This is a genomic window from Sphingomonas turrisvirgatae, from assembly GCF_001721295.1.
Taxonomy (GTDB): Bacteria; Pseudomonadota; Alphaproteobacteria; order Sphingomonadales; family Sphingomonadaceae; genus Sphingomonas; species Sphingomonas turrisvirgatae.
Window position 1 is genome coordinate 15,550 of record NZ_MDDS01000086.1, and the last position, 12,138, is coordinate 27,687.

Annotated in this window: 13 protein-coding genes; 5 read left to right on the forward strand and 8 right to left on the reverse strand. The window is 66.1% G+C overall.

Going from position 1 to position 12,138, the window contains the following annotated elements; genetic code table 11:
• Window positions 1-2 precede the first annotated feature (2 nt).
• Complete coding sequence (locus BFL28_RS19200; RefSeq protein WP_069322131.1) at window positions 3-890, reverse strand: LysR substrate-binding domain-containing protein; 888 nt, start codon at window positions 888-890, stop codon at window positions 3-5.
• A 322-nt stretch (window positions 891-1,212) separates the two neighbouring features.
• Between BFL28_RS19200 and BFL28_RS19205 the strand changes: the two genes are divergently transcribed.
• Window positions 1,213-3,510, forward strand: coding sequence for a CDC48 family AAA ATPase (locus BFL28_RS19205; RefSeq protein WP_069322132.1), 2,298 nt, complete (start codon window positions 1,213-1,215; stop codon window positions 3,508-3,510).
• On the opposite strand, the gene BFL28_RS19210 is transcribed toward BFL28_RS19205, so the two are convergent.
• Together BFL28_RS19210 and BFL28_RS19215 are read right to left on the reverse strand one after the other, a co-directional pair.
• On the reverse strand, window positions 3,461-4,777 hold the full coding sequence (locus BFL28_RS19210) for an MFS transporter (protein ID WP_069322133.1): 1,317 nt from the start codon (window positions 4,775-4,777) through the stop codon (window positions 3,461-3,463). The genes BFL28_RS19205 and BFL28_RS19210 overlap by 50 nt on opposite strands.
• Entirely contained in the window at window positions 4,774-5,100 is a 327-nt protein-coding gene (locus BFL28_RS19215; RefSeq protein WP_069322134.1) for an antibiotic biosynthesis monooxygenase family protein, read from the reverse strand. The genes BFL28_RS19210 and BFL28_RS19215 overlap by 4 nt, the downstream gene beginning before the upstream one ends.
• Before the next feature lie 131 nt (window positions 5,101-5,231).
• Here BFL28_RS19215 and BFL28_RS19220 point away from each other — a divergent pair, with 131 nt between their 5' ends.
• The 3 genes from BFL28_RS19220 to BFL28_RS19230 all read left to right on the forward strand — a co-directional run bounded on the left by BFL28_RS19220 (window position 5,232) and on the right by BFL28_RS19230 (window position 8,488).
• Window positions 5,232-5,855, forward strand: coding sequence for a class I SAM-dependent methyltransferase (locus BFL28_RS19220; RefSeq protein WP_069322135.1), 624 nt, complete (start codon window positions 5,232-5,234; stop codon window positions 5,853-5,855).
• 31 nt (window positions 5,856-5,886) lie between these two features.
• A complete protein-coding gene (gene msrB, locus BFL28_RS19225; RefSeq protein ID WP_069322136.1) occupies window positions 5,887-6,297 on the forward strand; it encodes a peptide-methionine (R)-S-oxide reductase MsrB in 411 nt (136 codons plus the stop codon).
• 61 nt (window positions 6,298-6,358) lie between these two features.
• A complete protein-coding gene (locus BFL28_RS19230; RefSeq protein WP_069322137.1) occupies window positions 6,359-8,488 on the forward strand; it encodes a transglycosylase domain-containing protein in 2,130 nt (709 codons plus the stop codon).
• Here the strand turns inward: BFL28_RS19230 and BFL28_RS19235 are convergent.
• From BFL28_RS19235 to BFL28_RS19245, 3 genes are read right to left on the reverse strand one after another with little or no spacing between them, the layout of a single operon-like run.
• Window positions 8,464-9,135: a M48 family metallopeptidase gene (locus tag BFL28_RS19235; protein WP_241527409.1), complete on the reverse strand. Its 672-nt coding sequence runs from the start codon at window positions 9,133-9,135 to the stop codon at window positions 8,464-8,466. The genes BFL28_RS19230 and BFL28_RS19235 overlap by 25 nt on opposite strands.
• Window positions 9,132-9,569 (reverse strand): YcgN family cysteine cluster protein, encoded by a 438-nt coding sequence (locus BFL28_RS19240; RefSeq protein WP_069322138.1) that lies wholly within the window; start codon window positions 9,567-9,569, stop codon window positions 9,132-9,134. The genes BFL28_RS19235 and BFL28_RS19240 overlap by 4 nt, the downstream gene beginning before the upstream one ends.
• Entirely contained in the window at window positions 9,557-10,153 is a 597-nt protein-coding gene (locus BFL28_RS19245) for an SCO family protein (protein ID WP_069322276.1), read from the reverse strand. Before BFL28_RS19245 ends, BFL28_RS19240 begins: the two co-directional genes overlap by 13 nt.
• Window positions 10,154-10,225: 72 nt before the next feature.
• Between BFL28_RS19245 and BFL28_RS19250 the strand changes: the two genes are divergently transcribed.
• On the forward strand, window positions 10,226-10,837 hold the full coding sequence (locus tag BFL28_RS19250; protein WP_069322139.1) for an ankyrin repeat domain-containing protein: 612 nt from the start codon (window positions 10,226-10,228) through the stop codon (window positions 10,835-10,837).
• A 32-nt stretch (window positions 10,838-10,869) separates the two neighbouring features.
• Here the strand turns inward: BFL28_RS19250 and BFL28_RS19255 are convergent, their stop codons facing one another.
• Both BFL28_RS19255 and BFL28_RS19260 read right to left on the reverse strand, forming a co-directional pair.
• A complete protein-coding gene (locus BFL28_RS19255) occupies window positions 10,870-11,373 on the reverse strand; it encodes an MmcB family DNA repair protein (protein WP_069322140.1) in 504 nt (167 codons plus the stop codon).
• An 83-nt stretch (window positions 11,374-11,456) separates the two neighbouring features.
• A complete protein-coding gene (locus BFL28_RS19260; RefSeq protein WP_069322141.1) occupies window positions 11,457-12,089 on the reverse strand; it encodes a cell wall hydrolase in 633 nt (210 codons plus the stop codon).
• Window positions 12,090-12,138: the final 49 nt, after the last annotated feature.

Below are 12,138 nucleotides of genomic sequence, written 5' to 3' on the forward strand. Positions count from 1 at the left end.
TCCTATTCGATCTCGATCAGCTTGATCAGCCAGTCGTGGAACAACTTGACCGGGCGTTGCTCCAGCGCGCGCGGGCGGCACACGAACCAGTAGCTGTACGGGCTTTTCACCACCGGCTCGGGGAACAACGGGGCGATGCGCGGGTCGTTCGGATCGATATTGTGCGAGCTGAGCATGAACGCTACGCCCACGCCTTGCGCCGCCGCCTCGAGCATCAGCGTACCCGAGTCGAACAAGTCGATCGCGATCGGTTCCAGGTCGGGCAGGCCGAGCGCAGCGCGCCAGATCTCGAAGCTGTCGGCCATGTCGCGATGCGCCAGCACGCTGAAGCGTGACAATTCCCGGGGGTCGGTGATGGCGTCCGGGCCCTCTGCCAGTCGCCGAGCGGCGATCGGACGGATGTGGTTGCGGTCCAGCCGCCGTGCGTAGAGCGTCGGTTCGATATCGCGCGCCAGCACGATCGCTGCGTCCAGCCCATCGCCGAGCCGCGACATGCCAAGCCCGCCGGTGTCGATGTCTAGGTGAAGCTGCGGGTGCGCCGCCCGCAATTGGTGCAGGTAGGGCAGCAGGCGCTGCGTGGCGAACAGCGACGGGGTGCCGAGCCGCAGGCGGAGCAGCTCGGCCCCGCTCGTCATGCTCTCGATCGCATCGCTCATTGTGTCGAGTGCAGGTGCGATCAGACCGAGCAACCGCTCACCGTCGCTATTGAGCCTCATCGCCTGGTGTCGCCGTTCGAACAACTGCTTGCCGATGAACCGCTCGAGCGACTGCACCCGGCGGCTGAGCGCCGGGGACGAAAGCGCCAGTTCTTCGGCCGCGGCCTTGACGGAGCCGAGGCGTGCGACCTGAACAAATGCTTCGATTGCAGTGAGCGGTGGGAGCCGGCGCATGATCTTTTGTGTGGTGCAGCGTTCTGCTTTGCAACCCGTTCCACGTGAAACGGTGCGATGAACGAGGCCTTACCTGCCAAAACTGCCATTTTAGGACAGATGCAAAAACTGCAACCCGTGCTAGTTCTTTCGCACTTGCACAAAAACACGCTGCACTGCACATAGAGCAGGCCTTTCAGGCATCCTCTCCTAAACCTTTCAAAGGGTCGGTCTTCGGACCGGCCCCTTTTTTTGCCCGAATCGCTTGGCCAACGGATTGGTGCCTAGGCGAAACGGAACCCCGTGCCTATCTGCGCGTCCACCCAGCAGGGAAGGAGAGCCAATGGCCGACAGCGAAACACCCACCCGCAAATATCAGGTCGCCAATTCCCGGCCTGAAGACAGCGGCCGTGGCCTGGCGCACCTGCCGCGCGCGCTCATGGGCGAGCTTGGGCTGCAACCGGGCGATGTGGTGGAGGTCGTCGGCAAGCGCACGACCCCGGCCCGTGCCGTCTACCCCTATCCCGAGGACGAAGGACTTGAGATCGTCCGGATCGACGGGCTTCAGCGCGCCAATGCCGGGGTGGGTTCGGGCGATTTCGTCGAGATCCGCCGAGCCGATTCGCGACCAGCGACGCGCGTCGTCTTTGCGCCGGCGCGCAAGGACCTGCGCCTCGAAGGATCGGCCAACGCCTTGAAGCGGACGTTCATCGGTCGTCCGCTGTGCCAGGGCGATACCGTATCCACCGTGGGTCAGCAGCGCGTCCAGAACACGCCAGCCGACGTCATGCAGCATCTGCGCGGCGCGCCGGCCTATGCGCTGCAGGAAATCCGGCTGCTCGTCGTCTCCGCCGCCCCGCGTGGCATCGTCCATATCGACGAGAATACCGAGATCGAGCTTCGCCCGGACTATGAGGAAGCCAAGGGCGAGCGACGCGCCGACGTCACCTATGACGATATCGGCGGCATGGCCGCGACGATCGACCAGCTGCGCGAGATGGTCGAACTGCCGCTACGCTATCCTGAACTGTTCCAGCGGCTGGGCGTTGATCCGCCCAAGGGCGTGTTGCTGCACGGCCCGCCCGGCACCGGCAAGACGCGCCTAGCGCGCGCCGTCGCGAACGAATCCGATGCGCAGTTCTTCCTGATCAACGGACCCGAGATCATGGGCTCGGCCTATGGCGAGTCCGAGAAGCGGCTGCGCGAGGTGTTCGAGGAAGCCGCTGCCAATGCCCCGTCGATTGTTTTCATCGACGAGATCGATTCGATCGCTCCCAAGCGCGGCCAGGTGTCGGGCGAGGCGGAAAAGCGCCTCGTCGCGCAGTTGCTGACGCTGATGGACGGGCTGGAGGCCCGCGCCAACATCGTTGTCATCGCGGCCACCAACCGGCCCGAGGCGATCGACGAAGCGCTGCGCCGTCCCGGCCGGTTCGATCGGGAGATCGTGGTAGGCGTGCCCGACGAGCGCGGCCGGCGCGAGATCCTGGGCATCCACACCCGCGGCATGCCGCTGGGCGATCACGTCGATCTTGCCGAACTCGCTCGCACCACCTTCGGCTTTGTCGGCGCAGACTTGGCAGCGTTGGCGCGCGAAGCGGCGATCGAGGCGGTGCGACGGATCATGCCGCGCCTCAACCTCGAGGATAAGACGATCCCCGCCGAGGTGCTCGACACGCTGGCCGTTACACGCGAGGATTTCGTCGAGGCGCTCAAACGCGTCCAGCCGAGCGCGATGCGCGAGGTGATGGTGCAGAAGCCGAACATCAAATGGGAGGATGTCGGCGGCCTGGACGACGCGCAGATGCGCCTGAAGGAGGGCGTCGAACTGCCGATGAAGGATCCCGATGCGTTCCGGCGCCTTGGCATCCGCCCGGCCAAGGGCTTCCTGCTCTATGGCCCGCCCGGCACCGGCAAGACGCTGCTCGCCAAGGCGGTGGCGCGCGAGGCGGAGGCAAACTTCATCGCTACCAAGTCGAGCGACCTCCTGTCCAAATGGTATGGCGAAAGCGAGCAGCAGATCGCCCGGCTGTTCGCCCGCGCGCGTCAGGTGGCACCCTGCGTCATCTTCATCGACGAGCTCGACAGCCTGGTGCCCGCGCGAGGATCGGGGATGGGCGAGCCGCAGGTGACCGAGCGCGTGGTGAACACGATCCTGGCCGAGATGGACGGGCTGGAGGAGCTGCAGTCGGTCGTCGTGATCGGCGCGACGAACCGCCCGAACCTGATCGACCCGGCACTGATGCGGCCAGGCCGGCTGGACGAGCTGATCTATGTCGGCGTGCCGGACAAGGAAGGTCGCGAGCGCATCCTGCGCATCCAGACCGGCAAGATGCCGCTCGCCGACGATGTCGACCTGGGCGACGTAGCGGCGCGGACCGAACGCTTCACCGGCGCGGACCTGGAAGATGTAGTTCGCCGCGCGGGTCTGGCCGCGCTGCGCGAATCGCTAGACAACAAGCTTGTCACGATGGCGCATTTCGAAGCGGCGCTCGCCGATTCGCGCGCCACAGTGACTCCTGAGATGGAACGCGAATACGAGCAGATCGTCGCCAAGATGAAGCAGGATGCGGTGTCGCTGAACCCGATCGGGTTTATCGCCCCGGGGATGCTTCAGTCGCGGGGCTCGAAGGACGCAGGTTGAACCAGCCGTAGAGCACCAGAAGGGCCAGCAAGGCGGCCGCGCCCAGATAGGGCAGCGGCCGCCATAGCTGGTACAACGCGACCCCGATCGACGGCCCCAGAATGAAAGCCGCGCCGTTGATCGACGTGACCTTGCCGGCAACGGACCCCTGCGCCCCCTGCCCCACCGCCAGCGACGAACCGGCGGTGAAGCCCGGCCGCGAAAAACCGAAGCCCAGCGTCGTCAGCGCATAGCCGGTGGCGATGCCGTACAGGGTCGTCGCGCTGCCGGTCGCAACACAGCCCACGGCGCTGATCGTCAGGCCGCTCAGCATCAGCCCGCGTGGTGACAGGTTGAGCAGCGGGATGATCCCCCACTGCGCCAGCAGCGCCGCGCCGGCCCCCATCATCAGCACCAAGCCAGTCGCCTCGATCGCCGCAACCGGCGCGACACCCAGTCGGTCGATCACCAGAAAGCCGATGACCTGCCCCGCCGCCGCCTGTGCATGGCCCAGCACCAGTCCGCAGATCATCCATGCCCGCACGCGCCGGTCGAGAAAGCCGATCGTCTCGACCCTGTCCGCTGTCGCCGCCGTGACGCTGGCACCGCTCGCCTGGCCGCCGATCGACGGATAGCTCGACACCGCCCCATGGCCTGCAGAGGCATCCACTTCACGCGGCAGCCAATACCAGGTCGCCGCCAGCATCGCCATCGCGCCCACCGCGCCGATCAGCGCCGGGCCGGCCAGCCCGATTTCCGGACCACCCGGCCAGGCATGACCGAGCACCAGATAGGGCGCCACCGCAGGCCCGACGATGGTGCCCAGTCCGAAAGCCGATCCAATGAGCGTCAGCGCGCGCGTGCGCTCCTCGCGGCTGGTGCGGGCGGCGACGATCGCCTGCACCGCCGGAGGCGCGGCAGCCCCGAACCCGCCATAGATCATACGTGCCGCGATGAACCAGGCGAACGCGCCGACGGGCGCGATCCACCCGTTGATCCCTGCCGTCAGGAACAACCCGCACAGCGCGAGCGATGCGACCAGCCCGGTCATGCCGAGCAACACCATCCTGCGCCGACCATAGCGATCGGCGCGGTTCGCCCAGAACGGCGCGACTCCCGTCCACAGCAGCGCTGAAACCGAAAAGGCCGCGGCGACTGCGCTGTCGGGCACGCTGAGCGATCGGCCGAGCGCCGGCAGCACCGATTGCAGCGCGGTGTTGCCCGCCGCGATGGTGAACATCACCAGAAAAAGGATGATGAAGGTGCGATCGATGCGCGAAGAGGTCATGCCCGCCGCCAGCGATACCCGCGCTCCACGTGCGCGACCTGAAGATCGTACCACGCGTACCAGCGCTCTCGCCCAAGATCGCGGATACGCGCATGTTCGGGATGATCGCGCCAGGCAATCGCCGCGGCATCGTCGCGCCAATAGCTGACCGTGATGCCGAGCCCATCGGCATCCCGCGTGCTTTCGATCCCAGCATAGCCCGGCTGGGTCGCCGCGAGGGCGACCATTGCCGCCGCCGCAGCAGCATAGCCCGGCTCGTCCTCGCGCGTCCGTTGCGCCACGAAGATCACCGCAATCTGGCCGGTGCGCGCATCACTCCCCATGACGCATGGGCTTAGGCATTTGGGCCACGGACGCAACCGCCGTATCGCAAAGGGCGTTTCAACCTCACGCGACTAATGACAGAGGCGTTGCAACTGTCCTACAGCGTCGCGGAACCGACAGAGGGAAGTTGATGAACGGCTCCACCACGATCCCGCGGCGCAAGCGCAAGGGCGCGCGTCCGCTTTCGCCACAGGCGCTGTTCCTTCAGGGGTTCTTCAAGCATCCGGTGATGGTGGGATCGATCATCCCTTCGTCGAATAAACTCATTCGCAAGATGCTGGCGAAGGTCGATTGGGAGAACACGAAGGTCTTCGTGGAATATGGACCGGGCGTCGGCACCTTCTGCCGCCCGATCCTCGAACGGCTGGCGCCCGACGCAAAGTTCATCGCGATCGACACCAACCCCGATTTCGTTTCCTATCTGCGCCAGACGATCGTCGATCCGCGCTTGTCCGCGATCCACGGCTCGGCGGCGGACGTGAACGCGATCGTCGCCGATCACGGCGAGAGCCATGCCGACTTCGTCCTGTCCGGCCTGCCATTTTCGACCCTGCCGGCCGGTGTCGGCGAGGTAATCGCCGAAGCGACGCATCGCGTGATCCGTCCCGGCGGCGCGTTCCTGGTCTATCAGTTCAATCCGAACGTCCGCAATTTCCTGACCCCGCATTTCGCGCGCATCGACGCCGATATGGAGTGGTGGAACATGCCCCCGGCGCAGCTGTGGTGGGCGTGGAAGGACGAAGCCACCGATTGACGTTCCACGCCGGCATCCACACATCAGGGGTATGGAACAGCTCAACCTCTCCGAAGCCGAATGGCGCCAGCGGCTGACCCCCGCGCAATATCACGTGCTGCGCGAAGCCGGCACCGAACGGGCCTTTTCGGGCCATTATGACGGCAACAAAGCCGACGGCGTCTATCGCTGCGCCGGCTGTCAGCTCGACCTGTTCGACAGCGACGACAAATATGATTCAGGCTCCGGCTGGCCGAGCTTCACCAAGCCGGTCGAGCCGGATCGCATCAGCGAACATCGCGATACGGCCCATGGCATGATCCGCACCGAAGTCCGCTGCGCCCGCTGCGACGGGCATCAGGGCCACGTCTTTCCGGATGGTCCGCCGCCCATCGGCCTGCGTTATTGCATCAATTCGGTCGCGCTCGACTTTCGCGGACGCGAGCAGACGGGCGAGGATTGATCGCGGACAACACTCGCTTGTGACAGGCGCGGTTCACGCGTAATCACGCACAGACCCGCCCATGGCCAAGCGACCCTCCTCCAGAACCCCCGGAAAACGTGCACCCGGAAGATTTCGCCGCATCCTGAAGTGGGTGATCGGCGGCGGGATCGCGCTTGCCATTGCCGGGATCGTCGCGCTGATGATCGCGGTGTATACCGCGCGCGCGTCGCTGCCGAGTTTCGAGGAACTCAAATCCTCCCCGAACGGCCAGATGATCCGCGTCCATGCCGCCGACGGCACGGTGATCGTCTCGCTCGGCCCAAGCTATGGCGAGTGGATCGACTATTCGAAGATCCCGGCGCCGATGCGCGAGGCGATGGTTTCGATCGAGGATCGCCGCTTCCGCAAGCACTGGGGTGTCGATCCGATCGCGCTCGCCCGCATCACCAAATTCGCCTTCGACCATCGCGGCACCGACCGCCGCCTGCAGGGTGCTTCGACCATTACCCAACAGGTCGCGCGCACCATCTTCTTGTCCAACAAATATGATGTCGGTCGCAAAATCCGCGAGATGATCCTGGCGCTGGCGCTGGAACGCAAGTTTACCAAGGACCAGATCCTCGAGCTCTATCTGAACAAGGTGTATTTCGGCGGCGGCGCGTACGGCATCGACGCTGCCTCGCGCACCTTTTTCGGCCATCCCGCGACCAATCTGACGCTGTCGGAATCGGCGGTGATCGCCGGACTGGTCAAGGCGCCGTCGCGCTATTCGCCGACCGCGGACGCTCAGGCTGCGATCGGCCGCGCCAGCGTCGTGCTGGATGTGATGGTCGAGACCGGGGCGCTGACGCGGGCCGAGGCGGATGCCGCAGCGCCAGCCGACGTCAAGCTCGCCGCTGCGCCAAAGCAGAACAGCGTACGCTATTTCACCGATTGGGCGCTGCCTCAGCTTGAAGTGCTGATCGACGAAAGCGTCGCGCCGCTCGACGTGTGGACGACGATCGACCTGAAGATGCAGAACGCCGCCACCGCGGCGATCCAGGCGAACACGCCCGCCGGTGCGCAAGGGGCGCTGGTCAGTCTCGATCGCGATGGCGCAGTGCGCGCAATGGTCGGCGGGCGCGATTACGTCTCGTCGATCTATAACCGCGCGACGCAGGCGACGCGCCAGCCCGGCTCGGCCTTCAAGCTGTTCGTCTACCTCGCCGCGCTGGAGGCCGGGCACAAGGTCGATGATCGCGTGGTGGACGAGCCGGTGACGATCGGCGGCTGGAGTCCGCGCAACAACAGCGGGCGGTTCAGCGGCGAAATGACGCTGCGCTCAGCCTTTGCCTATTCGATCAACACGGTCGCGGCAAAGCTGGGCGAGGAAGTCGGCTTCGGCACGGTCGCCGACATGGCCCGGCGCTTCGGCATCACGACGCCGATCAACACCCAGCCGGCGATGGTGCTCGGCACCTCGAACGTGCGGCTGATCGACATGACGCGCGCCTTCGCCTCGGTCGGGCAGAAGGGGGTGGCGGTCACGCCCTATGGCATTACGCGCGTAACCGCCAACGGCGCAGTGATCTATCAGCACGAGGTGGATACCTCCCGCGTGCTCGTCGCGCCTTATGTGGCGGCGCAGATGACCGACCTGCTTCAGACCGCAGTCAACGCCGGTTCGGGCCGCGCTGCGCAGATCGGCCGCCCGGTTGCGGGCAAGACTGGCACCACGACGTCGAACAAGGATGGCTGGTTCGTCGGTTTCTCGACCGGGCTGACCACCGGCGTGTGGATGGGACGCGACGACAACAAGCGTGTCGGCGGCCTGCAAGGCGGCACCGCCCCGGCCCGCGCCTTTGCCGCCTTCATGAAGCCCGCCGTCGCCGATCGCCCGGTCGAGCAGTTCGAAACCCAAGTCACCCTGCCCGAATGGCAGGTCGAGCCGGATGAAGAGGCCTATGGCTCGCCCGACAATGGCGTCTATGTCGATCAGGACGGCAATCCCGTCGCGCGGCCTGACGCCGATCCCGCTGAAGCGCCGCCGCCCGATCGCGACAGCGAGGAACAGCAGACGATCGACGAAGACTGGCTCGACCGCATGACCGGCCGCAACGCGCCGCCCCGTGATGCGCCGCCGCCCTTACGTCAGCAGGACCGGGTCCCCCCGCGCGAGCCGCAGCGCGACCAGCAACGCCCGCTTCAGGAAGTGCGCCCGAACGAGTGAAGCCGCAGCGCATTGGCGCGCAGCCACGCGCGCTCGCGTGTCGGCTCGCGGCCGTACAGGTCGCGCACGACGGCATGGAAGGCCGGACTGTGATTCATGTGAACGCGGTGCGCCACCTCGTGCGCGACGGTGGCGCGCCGGACATCGGGTGGGGCGAGGATCAGACGCCAGCTATAGCGGATCACGCCCGATGATGCGCAGCTGCCCCAGCGGCCTTTGGCGTCGCCGATAGCGACTTTGGCGACGGTAACGCCGGCCCGGGCGGCATATTCGGCAGTCTCCGCACGCATGACGTCAAGCGCGCGCGCCCTGAGCCAGCGCTCGATGCGTCGCTCATAGCCTTCACGCGGTCCGCCAGCGATCAGCTGCCCGTCGTCGAGTAGCGGGGTGCGCGGGAAGCCGCTGTCCCAGCCGAGCGCTACCGTTTCGCCCAGATAGAGGATGGTGGCACCCGGCTCGAACGGCACCGCATCGGGTCGCCGTGTCAGCGCCTGCGCGATCCACGCTTGCTGCCCTTCGGCCCAGCGCAACCCGTCCCTCGCCGACGCGCGCGATGGCAAGGTCAGTCGAACACGTCCGGTCGCATTGTCGACCGACAGCTTCATCCGTCGAGCGCGCGGATGCCGCACGACCTCGATATCGGTCACAGCAACCGATCGACCATGTGATGCTCCAGATCGCCGGCCAGATCCTCGCTGATCGTCCAGCCGCGAGTCGATTCGCCCGCCTCGTGCACCGCTTCCCGGCTGCCGCTCACCAGATAATGCCAATCCGGCAGCGCCTCGTCATTCGCTCGCAGGCGATAGGCGCAAGTGCGGGGCAGCCAGGCGATGCCCTCCACATTGTTGGCGTTGAGGCGCACGCATTCCGCAACATACGCGTGCCGGTGCTTGTAGTCGCTGCACATGCCCGCATCGCGGTCGAGGAGGCGGCACGCGACGTTGGTGGCATAGATGTCGCCGGTGTCCGCGTCCTCGACCTTGTGCAGGCAGCATTTGCCGCAGCCGTCGCACAACGCCTCCCACTGCGCGCGGTCGAGCGTCGCGAGCGGCTGCTCCCAGAAGTTCGTTACCCGATCCACCGTTCGATCTCCGCGACGATCGCCTGCGGGCTCTGCTCTTGCGGCAACAGCGCGATCGGCTCGCCATTGGGGCCCATGAGATAGGCCTGGCGCCCATGATCCATCAGATAGCCGCTCGGCGTCTTGCGCTTTTGGTAGGGGACGCGGTACACCTTGGCCGCCGCATCGACCTGCGCCGGCGAGCCGGTCAGCCCGACCATGCGGGGATAGAAGGCGCTGGTGAATTGCTTGACCACCTGCGGCGTATCGCGCGCGGGATCAATGGTAACGAAAACCGGCACGATGCTGGCCGAGAGTGCCGGCTTCTCCTTGTCCAGCAGCTTCATCGCGCCGCCGATATTCTGCACGTCGACCGGGCACACATCGGGGCAGAAGGTGTAGCCGAAATACATGATGCGGTATTTGCCGGCGAAGTCCCGATCCGTCACCGTCTTGCCATCGCCGTTCACCAGCGTGAACGGACCGCCGATCGAGGCGCCTGCCAGCGGTGCGTCGGCAAGCGACTTTTTGGGCGCATCGCCCGCACCACAGGCGGCGAGGCAAAGCGATAGCGCGGCGGCGAAGGGAGCAAACAAGCTGTTCATGGCGCCGCCAGCCATGATCTGATAGGGCGCAGCATGCAAGGTTCGCGTTCAATTGTTGGGGCAAGTCTCGTCATGCTTATCCGTTCGGCCCGGCCCGTTCTCGCCGCCGCGCTCGTCGCGCTCGCACTTCCGGTGCTTCCCGCCACCGCGCAGCAGCGCTCGCCCAGTTCGACCTTCCTCGACGCGGTGCGAAAGCAGGACGGCAACAAGGTGACCGAAATGCTCAACGAGCCCGGTCAGATGATCGCCAATGTGAAGGACGACAAGGGCGACGCGGCGATCCACATCGTCGCGCGCCGGCGCGACATGCTGTATCTCCGATTCCTGCTGGCGCGCGGCGCGAACGTCAATCTGGAGGACGGCGGCGGCAATACGGCGTTGATGCTGGCGGTCGAAGCCGCTTGGCCGGAAGGCGTCGCCCTGCTGATCCAGCAGCGCGCCGACGTGAACGCGGCTAACCGCGGCGGCGAGACGCCGCTGATCCGCGCCGTGCAGCGCCGCGACGCGCAGATGGTACGCACGCTGCTGGAGGCCAAGGCCGATGCCGATCAGGTCGACCGGCTCGCCGGCATGACCGCGCGCGATTATGCCGCGCGCGACACGCGTTCGCCGATCATCGGCCAGTTGCTCAAGGATGCGCCCAAAGTCGCGCGTACTCGCGGTGCCGCAGGACCGAAGCTTTAGGTTGATCCAGCCGCGCTGATTGGCGGCAAAACTCAGTCCCGGCCCCAGGCCAGCCCCTCGGCATCCGGATCGGTCAGCGTGATGACGCGCCGCGCTGCACGTCGCGCGAACGCCAGCGTGCATTTGCGCCGCGTCGCACTGGCAAGCGGATCGGTTCGCGCCTCACGCACGATCGCAGCGTCGTAGCGATCGGCGACGATGATCCCGGCCCGCTCGGGCAAGAACGCCGCGCTTTCGAGCGGCGCCAGATCGAACCCCGCCGGCACTGCCCAGAAGAAGCGGTCGCAATGCGCCAGATAGTCGGTCCATTTGCCGTCGCCGAGCAAATCGGCACGCGATGCCTTGACCTCCACGATCACGATATTGCCGCGAGAATCGAGCGCCATCAGGTCGGCCCGGCGCCCGTCACCCAGCGGCACCTCGGCCATCGCCACGCAATCGTGGCGCAGCAACATGCGGCAGACGCCGCGCGTCACCTGCGCGGTCAGTTGTGGAACGGTCAACGGATCGGACGCGGGGGACAGCTGGCTCGCCATCCCCCGCGTCTAGAACATTTCACGAACGTCGGGAAGCCCCGTCGGCACGGCAGCGCGATCCGGCGCAACCGCATCGGCAAGGGTCAACGATAGAAGATGTGGTTTCCGACGCTGCCCATACGAGCGCGACGCCATCCCGGCGACACGTGCGTGGCATGGAAAAAGAGGGCGTCGGCGAACTTGCTGTCCCACTTGTCGCCCCGTGCCACCTTGGCGACGGCGAGCGCGGTCTTCCATGCCTTGGCGTTCGCCGGCGGCTGCGGGATCGTTCCGCCGCGCACGAACGAGAACTGGCCACGCTGCTTGAGCACGCCGCACACGGTCCGTGCGAACCGACCCGAGCTGGCGCGATTGAGGATGACTTCGGCGACGGCCAGTTGTCCCTCGAGCGGCTCGCCCTTAGACTCATAATAGACGCCGGCGGCGAGGCAGTTCAGCTCTTCGTCGTCGTTGCCCAATGGCTGCGCGGCGACTGCTGCGGCAAGGGTCGTGTAGTCGGCCTCATCGGCGACCTCAGTCTGTTCGATATCGGCGGGCGCATCAGCTTCAAGATCGGCGAGCGCTTCTGCCATGGTCGGAACCTGAGCAAGGTTCGGGTCGTTCATGCTGACGGCTGGTTCGATGACCTGCGCCACACCCGGGGCGGTCGCGCCGATACCAGCGGCAATGCAAAGAGTCGTTGCCGCGACGATCGCGGCACGTACTGAGAAGGTCATTCAACTTCGACATAATGCGGTTGGCGCGCGAACCAGGCAGGCTGCCGAT